The sequence below is a fragment of the Saccharothrix ecbatanensis genome (assembly GCF_014205015.1).
In the GTDB taxonomy this organism is placed as follows: domain Bacteria; phylum Actinomycetota; class Actinomycetes; order Mycobacteriales; family Pseudonocardiaceae; genus Actinosynnema; species Actinosynnema ecbatanense.
Map to the genome: position 1 here is coordinate 6,013,501 of NZ_JACHMO010000001.1, position 19,625 is coordinate 6,033,125.

The window sequence follows — 19,625 nt, forward strand, 5'->3', positions numbered from 1 at the left end:
TCACCACGTCGTCGGCTCCGATCAGCGCGCCGTCGCTCTTTCTGGGGAACAATGCTTGTCGTGAGCACGGAAAACACCCCCGAGCAGCCCGCGCCGAAACGACGGACGAGGACGCCACGGGCCACGCCCGCGGCGAGCACCCCCCGGCCGCGACCACGCTCGGCTGTCCGCCGCAACGGCACGCGCAACGGCACGACGGCGGCGTCCCAGCCGACCGAGGCGCCGGCCCGGTCGTTCCCGAGCTCACCACCCGCCGCCACGGCCACCGAGGCGCAGGCCGACCTGCCCGACGACCGGTACTTCAACCGGGAACTGTCGTGGTTGGACTTCAACGCCCGGGTGCTCGCGCTGGCCGAGGACGCGTCGCAGCCGCTGCTGGAGCGGGCGAAGTTCCTGGCCATCTTCGCCTCGAACCTGGACGAGTTCTACATGGTCCGGGTCGCGGGCCTGAAGCGCCGTGACGAGACGGGCCTTTCGGTGCGCAGCGCGGACGGGCTCACCCCGCGCGAGCAGCTGTCCAACATCTCCAAGCGCACCCAGGAGCTGGTCGAGCAGCACGCCAGGGCGTTCCTCGACCACATCCAGCCGGCGCTGGAGAAGCACGCGATCAGCATCGTCAACTGGGCGCAGTTGACCGACTTCGAGAAGTTGCGGCTGTCCAACTACTTCACCGACCAGGTGTTCCCGGTGCTCACGCCGCTGGCAGTGGACGCCGCGCACCCGTTCCCCTACATCTCCGGCCTGTCGCTGAACCTCGCCGTGACGGTGCGCGACCCGGAGGGCGGCGCGGAGCGGTTCGCCCGCATCAAGGTGCCGGACAACGTGCCGCGCCTGGTCCGGGTGGAGAACGACCGGAGCAGCCCGACGACGACGTTCCTGCCGTTGGAGGACCTCATCACGGCGCACATGGGCGAGCTGTTCGCGGGCATGCAGGTGATCGAGTGCCACGCGTTCCGGGTGACCCGCAACGCCGACCTTGAAGTCGAAGAGGACCAGGACGAGGACCTGCTCAAGTCGTTGGAACGGGAGCTGGCACGCCGCCGGTTCGGGCCGCCGGTGCGGCTGGAGATCGCCGACGACATGACCGAGCACATGCTGGAACGGCTGCTGCGGGAGCTGGAAGTCGACCCGAACGACGTCGTCCAGGTGCCCGGACTGCTCGACCTGTCGTGCCTGTGGCAGCTCCACAGCGTGGACCGCAAGCAGCTGAAGGACGCGCCGTTCGTGCCCGCTACGCACTCGGCGTTCGGCGAACGGGAGACGCCGAAGAGCATCTTCGCCACGCTGCGCGAGGGTGACGTGCTGGTGCACCACCCGTACGACTCGTTCTCCACGTCCGTGCAGCGGTTCATCGAGCAGGCGGCGGCGGACCCGCGGGTGTTGGCCATCAAGCAGACGCTGTACCGCACATCGGGTGACTCCCCGATCGTGGACGCGTTGATCGACGCGGCCGAGGCGGGCAAGCAGGTCGTGGCGCTGGTGGAGATCAAGGCGCGGTTCGACGAGCAGGCGAACATCAAGTGGGCGCGGCAGCTGGAAAAGGCGGGCGTGCACGTCGTCTACGGCCTGATGGGGTTGAAGACGCACTGCAAGACGTCGCTGGTGGTGCGGCAGGAAGGTTCGCGGATCCAGCGTTACTGCCACATCGGCACCGGCAACTACAACCCGAAGACGGCGCGGCTGTACGAGGACATCGGCATCCTCACCGCCGAGCCGACCATCGGCGCGGACCTCACCGACCTGTTCAACGTGCTGACCGGGTACGCCCGGCAGGACCACTACCGCAGCCTGCTGGTCGCGCCGTACGGCGTGCGGCGCGGGATCGTGGAGCGGATCGAGCGGGAGATCGAGCACGCGCGGGCCGGTGAGCCCGCCGGTGTGCGCATCAAGGTGAACTCGCTGGTGGACGAGCAGGTCATCGACTCGCTGTACCGGGCGTCGCAGGCGGGTGTCCGGGTGGACGTGGTGGTGCGCGGGGTGTGCGCTTTGAAGCCGGGCATCAAGGGCCTGTCGGAGAACATCCACGTCCGGTCGGTCCTGGGGCGGTTCCTGGAGCACTCGCGGGTGTTCCACTTCGTCGGGTGCGGCGAGCACTGGATCGGCAGCGCGGACATGATGCACCGCAACCTCGACCGGCGGGTGGAGGTGCAGGTGCGGGTGACGGACCCGAAGCTCATCAAGCAGTTGGACGCGATGATGGATTCGGCGCTGGAGCCCACGACGCGGTGCTGGGTGCTGCGTTCGGACGGCGAGTGGGAGGCGTCCCCGGCGGACGGCACCAGAGTGCGCGACCACCAGACCGAGATGCTGCGCAACCACCGCGCGTTGGGGTGAGTCGTTGATCCGGGCTGCCGGCGCCGTGTTGTGGCGCGATGGTTCCGTGGCGGTCGTGCACCGGCCGCGTTACGACGACTGGTCCTTGCCCAAGGGGAAGGTGGACGCGGGCGAGACCGTGCCCGCTGCGGCGGTGCGGGAGGTGCTGGAGGAGACCGGCTTCCACGCCGTGCTGGGGCGGTACCTGTGCCAGGTGTCGTACCGGGCTTTCGGCAGGCCGAAGGTGGTGGAGTACTTCAGTGCCCAGGCCGCGTCGGGGGCTTTTGTGCCGTCCGAGGAGGTCGACGAGCTGCGGTGGGTGCCGTTCGCCGAGGCGGGTTCCGTGGTGACGCGGGACGAGGACCGGGCGGTGCTGGAGGCTTTCCTGGCGGAGCCCGCGGATCTGGCGACGGTGTTGCTGGTGCGGCACGCGAAGGCGGGGAAGCGGGACAGCTGGGAGGGTGACGACGACCTGCGGCCGTTGAGTTCGGCGGGGTGGCGGCAGGCGGACGGGTTGCGTTCGATGCTGCCGTTGTGGGGGCCGGCGCGGGTGCACTCGGCGCCTCGGGTTCGGTGTGTGGAGACCGTTCAGGGGGTGGCGGAGGGTTTGGGCGCGGGGGTGCTGTTGGAGCCTCGGCTGTCCGAGGAGGGGTACTGGCCGGACCGTGAGGCCGGGTTGGTGCGGCTGCTGGAGATCGCGGACGGGGCGGGGACGCCGGTCGTGTGCAGCCAGGGGGGCGTGATCCCGGATGTGGTGTCCACCCTTGCCGACCTGGGCGGTCTGTCGTTGAGCGGTACGCCGTGCAAGAAGGGCAGCACGTGGCTGCTGGCGTTCCGCCGGCCGGAGCCGGGGTGGTCCACTTCGGACTCGCACACCTCCTGGCCAAGCCTGGTGTCGGCCCACTATTTCCCCACGGCCCTGCCCACGCCCACCCCCTGACCGCGTCGCGAGTCGTCCCGTCGGATACCGATCGTTGCGATCGTTCAGACACCAATACAGGGCCGGCCGGGTCACGGTAAGAGTCCGAGTGAGCACAGCGAGTTCTCCACAGGAAGCGACTCGGACGCCGCAAATGTCAGACCCCGCCGGCAGTATGAAAACCGGGGGGTCCCTGGCGGGGACCCTTGCGAAGCATCGCCATCACGCGTGAGCGGTGGGGTTCGGTTCCCCGATCCGCGAGTGATACCAGTCTGCGGGGCCGGTTCGCCGGATCCGAGTGCGCGAGGCGGGTGCCCTCAATGCCGGTGCCCCAATCCGAGTGGCCAATGCAGGGACGCCGGCGGGCATGTTCCGGCGGGGATGTTCCAGCGGACGTGTTCCAACCAGCCTGACCCCGCAGTGGGATCAGAGGCGTGAATCGCGGTGCCTCGATGAGCACCTCGCGAAGCCCTGAATGCCCCGGCTCCGAGCTGCTGACGGCGGGCGCGAGTGTTCTGAGCGTTGAACTCAGGGGTCCCGAACGTAGGACACGAGTGTTCTGAACGTACGACTCGCGCGTTCTGAACGTAGGACTCACGGCGCCTGAGTGGCCGGTGCGCGGCGGCTGAGCGCGCGGTTTCGCGTGGCGGAGCGGAGGGCGCGCGTTCTGAGTGTTGAACTCGGGGGTCCTGAACGTAGGACACGGGTGTTCTGAAGGTACGACTCGCGGGTTTTGGAGGTTGGGCTCGCGGTGGGGTGGGGGTGGGCGGGGGGTGGGGGTTGGTGGAGGTGGTGGGGAAAGGGGGCTGAGGTGGGCTGTGCGGGGGTGGAGAGGGTGGAGTGGTGGAGAAAGCGCTCAGGGCCCGGTGCGCGTCCGCATCGGGCCCTGAGCGTGTCGTGCGTGCCTGGCCGGTGATCACCCGGCCCGGTTTCACTTCTTCTTGGCCGGGGCCTTCTTCGCCGCGGGCTTGGCGGCTGCGGCCGTGGTGGCCTTCGCCGGAGCCGCGGCCTTGGCCGTGGTGGCCTTCTTGGCTGCCGCCGGCTTGGCCGCCGTCGTCGCCTTCGCCGCAGTGGTCTTCGCTGCGGTGGCCTTGGTCGCGGTGCTCTTCGCAGGCGCGGCCTTGGTGGCGGCGGGCTTCGCAGCCGCGGCGGTCCGGCGGGTCGCCGGCGCCTTCGTGGCTGCCGCAGCGGCGCGCGTGGCAGTGCCAGTGCTGCGCGTCGCGCGCGCAGTGGTGGCACGCGCGGTGGTGCTGCGGGTAGCCGGTGCCTTCGTCGCGGCGGCCGGCTTGGCTGCCGTCCCGGCCGCGGGCTTCGCGGCCGTGACGCGCGGCAGCTTCTTCGTGCCGCTGATGACGTCCTTGAACGTCGAACCCGCGCGGAACGCGGGAACGTTGGTCTTCTTGACCTTCACGGTCTCACCGGTGCGCGGGTTGCGAGCGGTGCGAGCCGCACGGGCCCGCTTCTCGAAGACACCGAAACCGGTGATGTTGACCTTCTCGCCCTTGTGGACGCTGCGAACGATGACGTCAACGATGCCGTCTACAGCGGCAGCCGCGTTCTTCTTGTCGCCAAGGCGCTCGGCGAGCGCCTCGATGAGCTGGGCCTTGTTCACCGTCAGTCCCTCCCAGGACGCTCACGGCCCTAGTAGTCGGGCCGACTTGATTGCCCACGGTAAGCCCATATGCAAGGAAATACCAATCGCCACGCCAGATTTTCCGTTGTGGCGTGGGCAATTACGACCTGTCGAGGGACACCCGGGCGGCCCTGGAGGCTTCGAAGGGGCCGGATTTCCGCTGTTCGGAGGGGAATCCGGCCCCTTCGGCGTCAGCTCGCGGGCACCGGTTCGGTAGTGGGCAACCAACCCGGCCGGCGCTGCTCGAACTCGGCGACGTCGTCCGCGTGCCGGAGGGTCAGCGCGATGTCGTCCAATCCCTCCAACAGCCGCCAACGGGTGTACTCGTCGACGGTGAAGGGCGCGGTGAAGTCCTTCACCACAACGGTGTTCTTCGTCAGGTCGACGGTGACCTCGGCGCCGGGCTCGTTCTCCAGCAGCTTCCACAGCATTTCGACATCGGACTGCGAGCACTCGGCGGCCACAAGGCCCTGCTTGCCCGAGTTGCCCCGGAAGATGTCGGCGAAGCGGGACGAGATGACCACCCGGAAGCCGTAATCCATGAGCGCCCACACGGCGTGCTCGCGGGACGACCCGGTGCCGAAGTCCGGCCCGGCGACGAGCACGCTGCCGGCGCGGAACGGTTCCTGGTTGAGCACGAACTGCTCGTCACCGCGCCAGGCGGCGAACAGGCCGTCCTCGAAGCCCGTGCGGGTCACGCGCTTGAGGTAGACGGCCGGGATGATCTGGTCGGTGTCCACGTTGGACCTGCGCAGCGGAACACCGACCCCGGTGTGCGTGGTGAACGCTTCCATGTTCGGAGTACTCCCTCAGACCAGGTCGGCGGGCGACGACAGCGTGCCCCGCACGGCGGTGGCGGCGGCCACGAGTGGCGAGACGAGGTGGGTGCGGCCACCCTTGCCCTGCCTGCCCTCGAAGTTTCGGTTGGAGGTCGACGCGCTGCGCTCCCCCGGCTTCAGCTGGTCCGGGTTCATGCCGAGGCACATCGAGCAGCCGGCCTGGCGCCACTCGGCGCCGGCCTCCAGGAACACCTCGTGCAGCCCCTCGGATTCGGCCTGGGCGCGCACCCGCATGGAACCGGGCACCACGAGCATCCGGACGCTCTCGGCGACCTTGTGGCCGCGCAGGACGTCCGCCGCGGCACGCAGGTCCTCGATGCGCCCGTTGGTGCAGGAGCCGAGGAACACGGTGTCGACGCGGATGTCGCGCAGCGGGGTGCCCGCCTCCAGCCCCATGTACGTCAGGGCCTTCTCGGCGGCCACGCGCTCGTTCTCGTCGACGATCGCCTCGGGGTCCGGCACGCTGGCGCTCAGCGGCAGGCCCTGACCGGGGTTGGTGCCCCAGGTGACGAACGGCGTCAGCTCGTCGGCGTCGAGGCGGACCTCGGCGTCGAACTCGGCGTCGTCGTCGGTGCGCAGCGTCTTCCAGTACTCGACGGCCACGTCCCAGTCCGCGCCGGACGGCGCGTGCGGGCGGCCCTCGATGTAGTCGAACGTGGTCTGGTCCGGTGCGATCATGCCCGCGCGGGCGCCGGCTTCGATCGACATGTTGCACACGGTCATGCGCGCTTCCATGGACAGCGCCTCGATCGCGGCGCCCCGGTACTCCAGGACGTAGCCCTGGCCGCCGCCGGTGCCGATCTTCGCGATCACCGCGAGGATGATGTCCTTGGCCGTGACGCCCGGTTTCAACTCCCCGTCCACGGTGACCGCCATGGTCTTGAACGGCCGCAGCGGCAGCGTCTGGGTGGCCATCACGTGCTCCACCTCGGACGTGCCGATGCCGAACGCCAACGCGCCGAACGCGCCGTGCGTGGACGTGTGGCTGTCACCGCAGACGACCGTCATGCCGGGCTGCGTGAGGCCCAACTGCGGGCCCACGACGTGCACGATGCCCTGCTCGACGTCGCCCATCGGGTGCAGCCGGACACCGAACTCCGCGCAGTTCTTGCGCAGCGTCTCGACCTGGAGGCGCGAGACGGGGTCGGCGATGGGGAGGTCGATGTCGATCGTCGGGACGTTGTGGTCCTCGGTGGCGATCGTGAGGTCGGGCCGTCGGAGCTGACGGCCGGCCAAGCGCAGGCCGTCGAAAGCCTGCGGACTGGTCACTTCATGCAGCAGGTGGAGGTCGATGTAGAGCAGGTCCGGCTCCGCGCCACTGCCGTGGCGCACGACGTGTGCTTCCCACACCTTCTCCGCGAGCGTGCGGCTCATCGCAACTCTCCCAAGATCTGGACAGTCGATAGATCTGGACTTCCCAGACAGTGGGAAGTTAGTATCGGCTTGTGGGACAGCATAGCGGGATCGGCGTGCTCGACAAGGCAGTGGCCGTGTTGAACGCCGTCGCGAAGGATCCGTGTGGGCTCGCCGAGTTGTGCAACCGGACGGGCTTGCCGAGGGCCACCGCGCACAGGTTGGCGGTAGGGCTCGAGGTGCACCGGTTGCTGCGACGGGGTTCGGACGGGCGCTGGCGTCCAGGCGCGGCACTGGCGGAGTTGGCGGGCGGTGCCACCGACCCGCTGCTCGACGCGGCGTCCTCGGTGTTGCCGCGGTTGCGGGACATCACGGGCGAGAGCGTCCAGTTGTACCGGCGGGACGGGATGCAGCGGATCTGCGTGTCCTCGGCGGAACCACCGAGTGGTTTGCGCGACACCGTTCCGATCGGCGCGCGATTGCCGATGACGGCCGGTTCCGGCGCCAAGGTATTGGCCGCGTGGTCGGATCCCGGAACCCAGCGTTCCGTTCTCGCCGACGCCGTTTACGGCGAACGGACTTTGTTGGAGGTACGTCGGCGTGGTTGGGCGCAGTCGGTGGCGGAACGGGAGCCCGGAGTGGCGAGCGTTTCCGCGCCGGTAAGGGACAGCTCGGGCTCTGTCGTCGCCGCGGTCTCCGTTTCCGGCCCCATTGACCGCATGGGACGCCGTCCGGGCGCGCGGTGGGCCGCAGACCTCCTAGCAGCCGCTGAGGCCCTCCAGTCACGTCTCTGAGGCAACGACGAAGGCCCGCCACCGGTTTCGACGGTGACGGGCCTTCGCTTTGCGGAAGTGCCGGTAGAACAAGAAGTGCGAGTAGACGAGAAACAGGAAGAACCGCACCTGGGATACAGATGCGGTTCTTCCGAGTAGCCCCGATGGGATTCGAACCCACGCTACCGCCTTGAGAGGGCGGCGTCCTAGGCCGCTAGACGACGGGGCCAGGATCTTTTTATTCACTTTGTCTTGCTGTCCTGCGTTGGGAGGTAGCTTACCACATGTGGTTTTCTACCGCCGCAGCTGGGGTACCAGGACTCGAACCTAGACTAACTGAACCAGAATCAGTCGTGCTGCCAATTACACCATACCCCATTGGTTTCCCGGGCCTTGCTCCCTGTCGGTCTTGCTTCAGGGGGCTGTCCGTTCCGCCGGGAGGAATACTAGACCACGGGCCCGGCGGAACGGAAATCGGGGTCACGCCGAGGCGGCCGACAGCTCGCAGACGAGCAGTTCGGGCAGCTCAGCGAGGCTGGTGATGGCGGAGATGCCGGCGGGCAGCGCGCCCTCGCGCGGGCCTTGGCGGTTCAGCCACACGCCCTTCATCCCCGCGTCACGCGCACCGATCGCATCGGCGTGCAGGCGGTCGCCGACGTGCACCGTGTCACCCAGTTCCACGCCCAGGTCGGCGCACGCGGTGTCGAAGATCACCCGGTCCGGTTTGGCCGCGCCCACTTCGCCCGCGATGAGCACGGTGTCGAAGTACTGGGCGAGCCCCAGCGTGGCGATTTTCACCCGCTGGTGCCGCCCTGAGGCGTTGCTCACGGCGGCCATGGGCAGACCGGTGGCCCGCAGCCACTCAAGGCACGGCACGACGTCGGGGAACAGCCGCCAGCCGGACGCGAGGACGCCCTGCCGGTGCAGTTCCCGGCGGGTCGCCTCCTCCTGGTCCAGCTCCTCACCGAGGGCCGCGAAGAACGCGCGCGTGCGGATGTTGCGCATCGTCTCGTATTCGAGTTCCCCCGCGAGGAGGCGTTCGCAGTGCTCGTCGGTGATGCGCTGCCACAGCGGCCAGGCGTCGGCGTTGCCGACCATCGCGGCCAAGGCGTCCCGGGACGATGTGCTGTAGTCGACAAGGGTGTCGTCGACGTCGAGGCACACGGCCCGGATCTCGCCGGTTCTCCGAGGTGTGTAAGTCGGGGCTGCGGTTGTCACCCCGTGAGGCTAGGTGCGGTCACCCCTCGTCCGACTCGACCAGAGAGGTGATATCTGGCGGTTCTTGCACGGTCAAGCACCGCTGAACCCCCCGAACGAACCAGTCAGATTGCCCCGAGCGCGCGGCGCAAGCGGCCGATCGAGCGACTTCGACCGACCAGTTCCATGGATTCGTACAGCGGAGGCGAGACGGTACGGCCCGTCACGGCGACCCGCACCGGGGCGTACGCCTTGCGCGGTTTGAGGCCCAATCCGTCCACAAGGGACACCTTCAGGGCCTCCTCGATCGTGGCGGCAGTCCACTCCGGAAGGGATTCCAGGGCGCTGATGCTCGCCTCCAGCACCGGCCTGGCGTCCTCGCCGAGCGCCTTGGCCGCCGAGTCCGGCTCCGGCGTGAAGTCCTCGTCCGGGACGAACAGGAACCTGACCATTCCGGACGCTTCGGACAGCACGACCAGCCGCTCCTGCACGAGCGGGGCGACGCCCGCGAGCAGGGCCACCTGCTCCTCGGTCGGCTCGGGCGGCAGCACCTCGTCCTTGATCAGGTACGGCAGCACGCGGCTGACGAAGTCCTCGACGGGCAGCGCGCGCAGGTGCGTGGCGTTGATCGCCTCGGCCTTCTTCAGGTCGAAGCGGGCCGGGTTGGCGCTCACCTTGGCCAGGTCGAACGCCTCGACCAGCTCCTCGACCGAGAAGATGTCGCGGTCGTCCGCGATGGACCAGCCCAGCAGCGCCAGGTAGTTCAGCAGTCCCTCGGGGACGAAACCGCGGTCCCGGTACAGGAACAGGTTGGACTGCGGGTCACGCTTGGAGAGCTTCTTGTTGCCCTCGCCCATGACGTACGGCAGGTGCCCGAACTCGGGCGTGAACGACGTGACACCGATTCGCGTCAACGCCTGGTACAGCGCGATCTGGCGCGGCGTCGACGGCAGCAGGTCCTCACCGCGCAGCACGTGCGTGATGCCCATGAGGGCGTCGTCCACCGGGTTCACGAACGGGTACAGCGGGTCGCCGTTGGCGCGCACCATCACCGGGTCGGGCGTGCTGCCCGCCTTGAACGTGATCTCGCCGCGCACCAGGTCGACCCACGTGATGTCCTCGTCGGGCATCTTCAGCCGCAGCACGGGTTCGCGGCCTGCGGCGCGGAACGCGGCCTTCTGCTCGTCGGTCAGCCCGCGGTCGTGGCCGTCGTAGCCGAGCTTCGGGTCCTGCCCGGCGGCCTTGCGACGGGCGTCGATCTCCTCGGCGTTGGAGAACGACTCGTACAGCTCCCCCGCCTCGAACAGGCGCTTCGCGATGTCCTCGTAGAGGTCGCGGCGCTGGCTCTGCCGGTACGGCGCGTGCGGGCCACCGACCTCGGGACCCTCGTCCCAGTCCAGGCCGAGCCACCGCATGGCTTCCAGCAGCGAGAGGTACGACTCCTCGGAGTCGCGGGCCGCGTCGGTGTCCTCGATCCGGAACACCACGGCGCCGCCGGTGTGGCGGGCGTACGCCCAGTTGAACAGGGCGGTGCGGATGAGCCCGACGTGGGGCGTGCCGGTCGGCGACGGGCAGAACCGGACGCGGACCTCTGATTTTGCAGCTGATGCGCTCATGACCCGATCAGACTATCCGGCTTGACCGAGCCGGTATCGAGGAGCATCCTGAACTTATTCAACTGGTGTTGAAAAGAGGGGTGGTTGATCATGGAGACGACTGGAGTCGTGGTCGTCGGCGGCGGCCCGGCGGGCATGGTGGCCGGGTTGCTGCTGGCCAGGGCAGGTGTCGAGGTGACGGTGCTGGAGAAGCACGGCGACTTCCTGCGCGACTTCCGCGGCGACACGGTGCACGCGTCCACGCTGACGCTGCTGGACGAGCTGGGCCTCGGGCCGTCGTTCAGCGAGGTGCCGCACCAGCTGGTGGACCGCATGCAGGTGCTGCTGGACAGCGGCCCGCAGACGATGGCCGACCTGTCCCGGCTGCCCGGACCGCACAAGCACATCGCGTTCGTGCCGCAGTGGGACTTCCTCGACCTGCTCGCCGACGCGGGCAAGCGTGAACCGACCTTCACGTTGCGGATGAACACCGAGTTCACCGGCCTGGTCCGGAAGAACGGCAAGGTGACGGGCGTCCGCTACCGCACCGCGGGCGGCGAGACCGGCGAGCTGGCCTCGGACCTGGTGATCGCGGCCGACGGGCGGAGCTCGCCGGTGCGCGAGCAGGCCGGGCTGCCGGTGCACGAGTTCGGCGCGCCGATGGACGTCTGGTGGTTCCGGGTGCCGCGCAACCCCGACGAGCCCAGCGGCGGCACCGGCCGCTTCAGCCGTGGTCAGGGGCTGGTGCTCATCAACCGCGGCGACTACTTCCAGTGCGCGTACCTGATCCGCAAGGGCACCGACCGGCAGCTGCGGGCGGAGGGCATCGAGGCGTTCCGGCAGCGCATGGCGGACCTCGTGCCGTGGCTGGCGGAACGGATGGAGACCGTCGAGTCGCTGGACGACGTGAAGCTGCTGGACGTGAAACTCGACCGGTTGCGGCGCTGGCACGGCGACGGTGTGCTGTGCATCGGTGACGCGGCGCACGCCATGTCGCCGATCGGCGGGGTGGGCATCAACCTGGCAGTGCAGGACGCGGTGGCCGCCGCGACGATCGTGGCCGCGCCGCTGCGGCGGGGTGAGCTGAGCCCGAAGGTGCTGGCGAAGGTCCGGCGGCGGCGGTGGTTCCCGACCGCGGCGACGCAGGCGTTCCAGCGGCGGATCCAGGACTCGTTCCTGAAGCCGACGCTGACGGGCACGTCGACCATCGCGCAGGGCAAGGTGCCGTCGGTGATCCGGCTGATCCGGCGGTTCCCGCGGCTCCAGGTGGTGCCCGGCTACCTGGTGGCGATCGGGCTGCGGCCCGAGCACGCGCCGGCGTTCGCCCGGCGCGCGCCCGAACGCATCGAGCGGAGCTGAAACCCCCGGAGCTGAAACCCTCGGAGCTGAAACCCTCGGAGCCGGAGCCTCAGCGCTTCGAGACCGGGTTGGTCAACGTGCCCAGACCTTCGACGGTCACCGAGACGGTCTGCCCCGGCGCCAGCGGACCGACGCCGGCGGGCGTGCCGGTGAGGATCACGTCCAAGGGGCGCAGGGTCATCACCGCGGAGATGTACTCGATCAGCTCCGGGATGTCGTGCAGCAGCAGCGAGGTCCGCGAGTCCTGCTTGACCTCGCCGTCCACCGCGGTGCGGATGGCCACGTCGGACGGGTCGAACTCGGTCTCCACCCACGGCCCGAGCGGGCAGAACGTGTCGAAGCCCTTGGCCCGCGTCCACTGGCCGTCGGCCTTCTGGAGGTCGCGCGCGGTGACGTCGTTGGCGATCGTGTAGCCGAGGATCGACTGGCGGGCGCGCGAGGCGGGGATGTCCCGGCCGCCCATGCCGATGACCACCGCGAGTTCGCCCTCGAAGTCGACCCGCTCGGACACCGCGGGCAGCTTGATGTCGACGTTCGGCCCGATCACGGTGGTGTTGGGCTTGAGGAACATCAACGGGTTGTCCGGCACCTCGTTGCCCAGTTCGGCGGCGTGCTCGGCGTAGTTGCGGCCGATCGCCACGATCTTGGGCGGCAGGAACGGGGCCAGCAGGCGGACGTCGGCCAGCGGCCAGCGGCGACCGGTGAACGTGGGGTTGGCGAAGGGGTCGTCGGCGATCTCGACCGCGGTCAGGTCGTCGCCTTCGCCCTCGATCGCGGCGAAGGCGAGGCCGTCGGGCTGGGCGATACGGGCAATGCGCACGGAGATCACCCTAACCGGCGGCTTGAAACCGCACCGTTCGTCCCTAGCGTCGAAGGGATGCGAACCCTGCTGATCGTCCTCACCCTGCTGGTCGCCACGGCGACCCCCGCTTCGGCGGCGACCCCGCTGGAAGCCGGCACCATCCTCACCACGTCCACCGGCATGCGCTGCGCGAACGGCTTCAACGTGCACGGCCACCTGCTGGTCTCGCCGTCGTGCGGCCCCGTCGGCACGACCGTCCGCGGGCCTGGCGGCGTCGAGATCGGGCCCATCATCGCGGTCCGGTCGACCTACGCCGTCGTCCGGATCACCAACCCCTACGCCTGGATCCAGCGGCCCACCGTCGCCGGGTACAACCAGGCCATCACCGGTTCGTTCGAGACGCCCGTCGGCGGGCAGGTCTGCACGGTGGGCCGCACCACCGGCTGGCGGTGCGGCACCGTGGTGGCCAAGAACGTCACCGTCTCCTACCCGACCGGCACGGTCTACGGGCTGACACGGACGAGCCTGTGCATCGAACCCGGTGACCAGTGGTCGCCCGTCTTCACCGGCACCCAGGCGCAGGGCCACGTGCTGGGCGCCACCGGCAACTGCTCCAGCGGCGCATCGTCCTTCTTCTACCCGATCAACCGGATCCTGTCCGCGGAGGGGTTCAGGCTTGTGACGGGCTGATCCGGGACGCCTTGTGCACCAGCGCGTCGCACAGGGCGAGCCAGGTGGCCTCGACGATGTTCCCGTGCACGCCGACGGTGGTCCACTCGCGCTCGCCGTCGGTGGACTCCACCAGCACGCGGGTGACGGCGTCGGTGCCGTGCTGATCCGTGAGGATGCGGACCTTGTAGTCGTTCAGCTCCACCGCGTCCAGCCAGGACAGGTGGGGCAGCAACGCCTTCCGCAACGCGGCGTCCAGCGCGTGCACCGGGCCGTTGCCCTCGGCGGTGGCGATGACCCGTTCACCGGCCACGTGCACCTTCACCGTGGCCTCGGACACGATGACGCCGTCCTGGTTGTGGTCGAGCACGACGCGGTACGACTCCAACACGAACGGTGGCGTGTCCAGCTCGGACAGCTCGTTCTTGATGAGCAGTTCGAGGGAGGCGTCGGCGGCCTCGAACGACCAGCCGACGGACTCCAGCTCCTTCACCTTGCGCACCACGTTGGTGAGCGCTTCCGGCCGGCGGGTCAGGTCGATCCCGAACTCACGTCCCTTGAGTTCGAGACTGGCCCGACCCGCCATCTCGGTGACCAGCACCCGCATGTCGTTGCCGACGGTGTCCGGATCGATGTGGTTGTACAGCTCCGGATCCACTTTGATCGCGCTCGCGTGCAGCCCCGCCTTGTGGGCGAAAGCCGACGACCCGACGTACGCCTGGTGGGTTTCGGGTGCGATGTTCGCGATTTCGGCCAACGCATGGGAGACCCGGGTGAGCTCGACCAGCGATTCGTGCGGTAGCACCTGAAGGCCGAGTTTGGTCACGAGGTTCCCGACGACGGCGAAGAGGTCGGCGTTGCCGGCCCGCTCGCCGTAACCGTTCGCGGTGCACTGGACGTGGGTCGCCCCCGCCTGCACCGCGGCGATGGTGTTGGCCACCGCGCAGGACGTGTCGTCCTGGCAGTGGATGCCGACGCGGAAGCCCGTGCGGGCGATCACGTCGGCGACGGTCTCGGCCAGGCCCAGGGGCAGCTGGCCGCCGTTGGTGTCGCACAGCACGACGACGTCCGCGCCACCCTCCACAGCGGACTCCAGCACGCGCAGCGACGTGTCCGGGTCGAAGGCGAAGCCGTCGAAGAAGTGCTCGGCGTCGAGGAAGACCCGGCGGCCCTCGTCCACCAGGTAGCGGACGGTGTCGCGGACCATGGCGCAGTTCTCCGCGACGTCCGTGCGCAGCGCCCGTTCGATGTGCCGGCGGTCCGATTTGGCGACCAGCGTCACGACCGGCGTCCGGGCCTCCAGCAGGGCCCTGACCTGCGCGTCCTCCTCCACTTTGACGCCCGCCTTGCGGGTCGAGCCGAACGCGACGAGCTGCGCGTTCTTGAGCGTGAGCTCCCCTGCGGCGGCACGGGCGAAGAACTCCGTGTCCTTCGGCATGGCGCCCGGCCAGCCACCTTCGATGAACCCCACGCCCAGCGAGTCGAGCAGGCGGGCAACGGCCAGCTTGTCGTTGACCGAGTAGGAGATGCCCTCGCGCTGGGCGCCGTCCCGCAGGGTCGTGTCGAAGAGGTGGAATGAATCGCCGAGGGGGGTCACGAAGGGGCTCCTAGAGATCTCGGAAAACAAAAAGACCCCCCGCAGGATGCGAGAGGTCAGCGCGTCGGTTGCTTCGAGGAAGCACTAGCCGACGCGCTCAGCGATAATGAAGACGGTGTGGAGAGCCACGTCGCCGATGGTGCCACAACCCGCCCGACGAGACCAAGCCACGGACGGGTTGTCCCACATCCTGGGTGCAGCTAGCCGTCGCTACCCGGCGTTGTCGGCGAGGAACCTGGCGAACGCCTCGATCGCGGCCGGGTTGCGCGGGCTTTCCACGAGTGCCGCGTACGGCAGCACGAAGAACCGCTTGTCCCTGATCGCGGCAACGTCCCGGAGCGGCTGGTAGGACTCCAGGAACGCCCGCTTCTCGTCCGGTGTGGTCGCCTGGCCGTCCGCGTAGTCGTTGATCAGCACCACGTCCGGGTCGCGGGCGACGACGGCCTCCCAGCCGACCGTGGTCCAGCTGTCGTCCAGGTCGCCGAAGACGTTCTCGCCGCCGGCCTTGTCGATGATGTCCTGCGGCGCGCCGTTGCGTCCCGAGGTGAACGGCTGGTCGAGGCCGCTGTCGTAGAGGAACACCTTCGGGCGGTGCTCCTTGACCAGCTTCGCCGCGTCCGCGACCTGCTTGCGGTAGCCCGCGATCAGCTCCTCGGCCTTGGCCTCCACGCCGAAGATGCGGCCGAGGTTGCGGAGGTCGGTGTAGAGGGCTTCGAGCGGGGGCATGATGCCGCGCTGCGTGCCCACGCCGTTACGGCAGGCCTCGGTGAGCTGGTAGCTGGCGATGCCCATGTCCTTGAGCGCGTCCGGGGTGAAGCCGGTGCTCTCCGAGAAGCCGTAGTTCCAGCCGGCGAACACCATGTCGGCCCGCGCGCCCTGGACGAGTTCCTTGGTGATCTGCTCGCCGAGGTCCGGCACCCGTTCGAAGTCCGCTTTCCACGGTGACGACTCGACGTCGCTCGTCCGGCTGCCGCCGATCACGTAGCCCGCCATCCGGTCGCCCAGGCCGAGCGCGAACATGAGCTCGGTGATGCCGGTGTCGTTGGTGACCACACGGGACGGCTTGGCGTAGGTGGCCTCCTGCCCGCAGTTCGTGACGGTGACGGTGTCGGTCGGCTCGGTGTGGGCGATCCGCGCACCGCAACCGGTCGTGAGCAGGACCAGGGTGAACGCGACGAGCCTCTTCACGGGTGGGTCTCCCTGTGTTCGAACAGCAGTTGCGGCACGCCGCTGGTGGGGTGGCGCACGACGTGCGCGCGGACGTGGAAGACCTCTTGGAGGACTTCCGGGGTGAGCACTTCCGCCGGTTTGCCGCTGCGCACCACCCGGCCGTGGTCGAGGACGTGCAGGCGGTCGCAGTAGGCGGCGGCGAGGTTGAGGTCGTGCAGGACGGCCAGGACGGTGACGCCGAGCCCGCGGACGACGTCGAGGACGGCCAGTTGGTGGCTGATGTCGAGGTGGTTGGTGGGTTCGTCCAGGACGAGGACCTTCGGCTGCTGGGCGAGGGCCCGTGCGATGAGGACGCGTTGGCGTTCGCCGCCGGAGAGGGTGAGGAAGCTGCGGTCGGCGAGGTGCGCGGCGTCCACTCGGGACAGTGCGTCGGCTTGGATCTCCTCGTCCTGGCGCGGGGTGGCGCGGTGCGGGAGGCGGCCCATCGCGACCACCTCGGCGACGGTGAAGTCGAACTCGACGTGGCTGTCCTGGGTGAGCGCGGCCAGGTCCTTCGCGGTGTCACGGATCTTGGCGGTGGTGATGTCCGTGCCGTCCAGGCGGATCACTCCCCCGGACGGTTTCAGCGCCCGGTAGACGCAGCGGAGGGTGGTGGACTTGCCGCTGCCGTTGGGGCCGACGATGCCGTGCACCTCGCCTGCTCCGGCGTGCAGGTCGACGCCGTGGAGGATGCGGTCGACGGTGACGTGGTCGAGTCGGACGTCCATCAGCGACCGCCGAACACGTAGCCGCGGCGGCGCATCAGCAGGATGAAGCACGGCACGCCGAGTGCGGCCGTGATGACGCCGAGGGGCAGTTCTTCGGGTGCGGCGAGCAGGCGTGCGGCGACGTCCACCCAGATGAGGAAGCACGCTCCGGCCAACGGCGCCACGGCGAGCACCTTGCGGTGGTCCGCGCCCACGATCAGTCGGACCAGGTGCGGGAGCATCAGGCCGACGAAGCCGACCGCGCCGCTGACCGCCACGAGGACACCCGTCATGGCGGCGGTGACGAGGAAGAGTTCCTGGCGGGTGCGGGAGACGTCGATGCCGAGGGTGGTGGCGGTTTCGTCGCCCATGGAGAGCGCGTTGAGGTGCTTGGCGCGGGTTCGCAGGTAGACGATGCCCGCGCCGACGACCGCCGCCGCGATCGGCAGGGACGCCCACGTGACGCCGCCCAGGCTGCCGAGGAGCCAGAACATCGCGGCCCGTGCGGCCTCTCCTCGTGGCGATTGGAAGACCAGGAGCATGGCGATGGCGGAGAATCCGTAGGCCATGGCGGTGCCGGTGAGGACGAGGCGCAGCGAGGTGAGGTTGCGGCCGGCGACCAGGTAGACGATCGCCATCGCGGCCAGTGCGGCGAGGAACGCGGCCGTGGAGAGGGCGTAGATGCCGAGGGAGGCGAACAGGCCGGTGGTCGCCACCGCGGTGGCTCCGACGCTCGCGCCGGAGGAGATGCCGAGGACGTACGGGTCGGCGAGGGCGTTGCGGACCATGGCCTGGATCGCTACGCCGACCACCGAGAGGCCCGCGCCGACGACGGCCGCGAGGAGGACGCGTGGGAGTCGGATGTCCCAGACGATCCGGTAGGGGCCTGCTTCGGCGGCGTCGATCGTTCCGCCGGTGAGGGCGGCTTGGAGGAAGCGGAGGACGTCGCCGAACGGGATGCCCACCGGACCCAGCGCGACACCGCAGACGATCGAGCCGGCGAGGACCGCGGCGAGTGCCAGGCACAGGGCCGCGGTGGACGGGCGGCGTGGTGCGGTGGGCTCAGTCGTGGGCTCAGTCGTGGGCTCAGTCGTGGGCCGACTGCTGGTGGAGGTCACCGGTCGCCTTTCGGCCAGGTGGCCTCTGACCGGCCGCCCGACGCCGCTCGTGGCAGGCCGGCGCACCCGTCCCGCGGACCACGGCAGGAATGGAGCTTCTTCCCACCGCCCACGGGTGATCGGGCTCGCCGAGCGTGGTGCTCGGCCTACCGTTGCGGGTCAGCGCCGGAATTCGACCGGACTTCCCCCACGGGCGGTACCGGCGACCCTACGGCCCGCGAAGCGCTCAGGGCCACCACGACGGCTGCCGTGGTGGCCCTGATCACGTGTTCCGAGCGTCGAACCCAGTGTTCTGGGCGTCGAACCCAGCGTTCCGAGCGTCGAACCCGCCGTTCTGAGCGTTGAACTCGGGGGTCCTGAACGTAGGACTCACGCGTTCTGAACGTAGGACTCACGGGTCTTGAGCGTTCGACACGCGGGTCCTGAGGGTTCGACTCGCGCGGGGTCAGCCGGTTCGGACGTTGGACGAGACGAGCGCGGCGAGGCGGTCGCCCACCGCGTAGGTGGCACCGGGCGACGAGTGGTCACGAGTCGCCAAATCAAAAGCCACCGACGCTTCGATCCTCCTGGCCGACTCCGACTCGCCCAGGTGGTCGAGCATCAGGGCGACGGAGAGGACCGCCGCCGTCGGGTCCGCGATGCCCTGCCCCGCGATGTCCGGCGCGCTGCCGTGCACCGGCTCGAACATGCTCGGGTTGCGCCGCGTCACGTCGAGGTTCCCGGACGCCGCGAGACCGATGCCACCGGTCACCGCCGCCGCCAGGTCGGTCAGGATGTCGCCGAACAGGTTGTCCGTCACGATCACGTCGTACCGACCGGGGTCGGTGACCAGGTGGATCGTCGCCGCGTCCACGTGCTGGTACGCCACCGTCACGTCGGGGTGCTGCAACGACACCTCCTCCACCACCCGCGACCACAACGACCCGGCGTGCGTGAGCACGTTGGTCTTGTGCACGAGCGTGAGGTGCTTGCGCGGCCGGTTCGCGGCACGGCCGAACGCGTCGCGCACCACCCGCTCCACGCCGAACGACGTGTTGATCGACACCTCGGTCGCGATCTCGTGCGGCGTGTCCTTGCGCAAGAGCCCGCCGTTGCCGGCGTACAGGCCCTCCGTGCCCTCTCGCACCACCACCATGTCGATCTCTGGCGGGTCGGCGATCGGGCTGCGCACACCCGGGTACAGCCGGGCCGGGCGCAGGTTCACGTGGTGGTCGAGTTCGAACCGGAGTCGGAGCAACAGACCGCGTTCCAGGATCCCGCTGGGCACCGACGGGTCGCCCACGGCGCCAAGCAGGATCGCGTCGTGCTGGCGGAGTTCCCCGAGCACGGACTCCGGCAGCAACTCACCTGTGGCGTGCCAACGCGCCGCGCCGAGGTCGTAGCGGGTGATCTCAGCCGCGGGAACGACCTCACCGAGTACCTTCAGGGCCTCGGCGACGACCTCGGGCCCGATCCCGTCTCCTGGGATCACTGCGAGCCGCATCCACACACCTCCCAGGTATCAGTCCCAATGCGCGGGACTAGTTATCACTGCGAAAGGCT

At 69.2% G+C, this 19,625-nt stretch carries 16 protein-coding genes and 2 tRNA genes; 5 read left to right on the forward strand and 13 right to left on the reverse strand.

Annotation, left to right across the window (positions count from 1 at the left end; genetic code table 11):
* Positions 1–51: 51 nt before the first annotated feature.
* Both F4560_RS25550 and F4560_RS25555 read left to right on the forward strand, forming a co-directional pair.
* Entirely contained in the window at positions 52–2,334 is a 2,283-nt protein-coding gene (locus F4560_RS25550) for an RNA degradosome polyphosphate kinase (RefSeq protein WP_221483639.1), read from the forward strand.
* A 7-nt stretch (positions 2,335–2,341) separates the two neighbouring features.
* Positions 2,342–3,253 carry an NUDIX hydrolase gene (locus tag F4560_RS25555; protein ID WP_184929383.1) on the forward strand — a complete coding sequence of 304 codons (912 nt, stop codon included), beginning with the start codon at positions 2,342–2,344 and terminating at the stop codon, positions 3,251–3,253.
* A gap of 910 nt (positions 3,254–4,163) precedes the next feature.
* Here the strand turns inward: F4560_RS25555 and F4560_RS25560 are convergent.
* The 3 genes from F4560_RS25560 to leuC all read right to left on the reverse strand — a co-directional run bounded on the left by F4560_RS25560 (position 4,164) and on the right by leuC (position 7,078).
* A complete protein-coding gene (locus F4560_RS25560) occupies positions 4,164–4,844 on the reverse strand; it encodes an HU family DNA-binding protein (protein WP_184923942.1) in 681 nt (226 codons plus the stop codon).
* A gap of 212 nt (positions 4,845–5,056) precedes the next feature.
* Complete coding sequence (gene leuD, locus F4560_RS25565) at positions 5,057–5,659, reverse strand: 3-isopropylmalate dehydratase small subunit (protein WP_184923944.1); 603 nt, start codon at positions 5,657–5,659, stop codon at positions 5,057–5,059.
* A gap of 15 nt (positions 5,660–5,674) precedes the next feature.
* Entirely contained in the window at positions 5,675–7,078 is a 1,404-nt protein-coding gene (gene leuC, locus F4560_RS25570; RefSeq protein ID WP_184923947.1) for a 3-isopropylmalate dehydratase large subunit, read from the reverse strand.
* Between the two features lie 71 nt (positions 7,079–7,149).
* Here leuC and F4560_RS25575 point away from each other — a divergent pair, with 71 nt between their 5' ends.
* On the forward strand, positions 7,150–7,851 hold the full coding sequence (locus tag F4560_RS25575; RefSeq protein ID WP_051772024.1) for an IclR family transcriptional regulator: 702 nt from the start codon (positions 7,150–7,152) through the stop codon (positions 7,849–7,851).
* Between the two features lie 135 nt (positions 7,852–7,986).
* On the opposite strand, the gene F4560_RS25580 is transcribed toward F4560_RS25575, so the two are convergent.
* The 4 genes from F4560_RS25580 to gltX all read right to left on the reverse strand — a co-directional run bounded on the left by F4560_RS25580 (position 7,987) and on the right by gltX (position 10,643).
* Positions 7,987–8,059 (reverse strand) — tRNA-Glu (locus F4560_RS25580).
* A gap of 77 nt (positions 8,060–8,136) precedes the next feature.
* A tRNA-Gln gene (locus F4560_RS25585) sits at positions 8,137–8,208 on the reverse strand.
* 102 nt (positions 8,209–8,310) lie between these two features.
* Entirely contained in the window at positions 8,311–9,048 is a 738-nt protein-coding gene (locus F4560_RS25590; RefSeq protein WP_312869473.1) for an HAD family hydrolase, read from the reverse strand.
* Between the two features lie 104 nt (positions 9,049–9,152).
* Positions 9,153–10,643, reverse strand: a complete 1,491-nt coding sequence (gene gltX / locus F4560_RS25595; RefSeq protein ID WP_184923949.1) for a glutamate--tRNA ligase — start codon at positions 10,641–10,643, stop codon at positions 9,153–9,155.
* Between the two features lie 90 nt (positions 10,644–10,733).
* On the opposite strand from gltX, the gene F4560_RS25600 reads away from it, so the two are divergent.
* Positions 10,734–11,981, forward strand: coding sequence for an FAD-dependent oxidoreductase (locus tag F4560_RS25600; protein ID WP_184923951.1), 1,248 nt, complete (start codon positions 10,734–10,736; stop codon positions 11,979–11,981).
* A 49-nt stretch (positions 11,982–12,030) separates the two neighbouring features.
* Here F4560_RS25600 and F4560_RS25605 read toward each other — a convergent pair whose 3' ends face one another.
* Positions 12,031–12,801, reverse strand: coding sequence for a fumarylacetoacetate hydrolase family protein (locus F4560_RS25605; protein WP_184923953.1), 771 nt, complete (start codon positions 12,799–12,801; stop codon positions 12,031–12,033).
* Between the two features lie 57 nt (positions 12,802–12,858).
* Between F4560_RS25605 and F4560_RS44950 the strand changes: the two genes are divergently transcribed.
* Complete coding sequence (locus tag F4560_RS44950; protein WP_184923955.1) at positions 12,859–13,473, forward strand: S1 family peptidase; 615 nt, start codon at positions 12,859–12,861, stop codon at positions 13,471–13,473.
* On the opposite strand, the gene cimA is transcribed toward F4560_RS44950, so the two are convergent.
* The 5 genes from cimA to F4560_RS25635 all read right to left on the reverse strand — a co-directional run bounded on the left by cimA (position 13,454) and on the right by F4560_RS25635 (position 19,566).
* Positions 13,454–15,049, reverse strand: coding sequence for a citramalate synthase (gene cimA, locus F4560_RS25615; protein ID WP_376775344.1), 1,596 nt, complete (start codon positions 15,047–15,049; stop codon positions 13,454–13,456). The two genes, F4560_RS44950 and cimA, sit on opposite strands and share 20 nt — an antisense overlap.
* 210 nt (positions 15,050–15,259) lie before the next feature.
* The gene (locus F4560_RS25620) at positions 15,260–16,237 is read right to left on the reverse strand and encodes an ABC transporter substrate-binding protein (RefSeq protein WP_184923957.1); all 978 of its coding nucleotides are present in this window, start codon (positions 16,235–16,237) and stop codon (positions 15,260–15,262) included.
* Positions 16,234–16,986, reverse strand: coding sequence for a heme ABC transporter ATP-binding protein (locus tag F4560_RS25625; protein WP_184923959.1), 753 nt, complete (start codon positions 16,984–16,986; stop codon positions 16,234–16,236). The genes F4560_RS25620 and F4560_RS25625 overlap by 4 nt, the downstream gene beginning before the upstream one ends.
* On the reverse strand, positions 16,986–17,993 hold the full coding sequence (locus F4560_RS25630) for a FecCD family ABC transporter permease (RefSeq protein WP_221484658.1): 1,008 nt from the start codon (positions 17,991–17,993) through the stop codon (positions 16,986–16,988). Before F4560_RS25630 ends, F4560_RS25625 begins: the two co-directional genes overlap by 1 nt.
* Positions 17,994–18,528: 535 nt before the next feature.
* Positions 18,529–19,566, reverse strand: a complete 1,038-nt coding sequence (locus tag F4560_RS25635; protein ID WP_184923963.1) for a 3-isopropylmalate dehydrogenase — start codon at positions 19,564–19,566, stop codon at positions 18,529–18,531.
* Positions 19,567–19,625 lie beyond the last annotated feature (59 nt).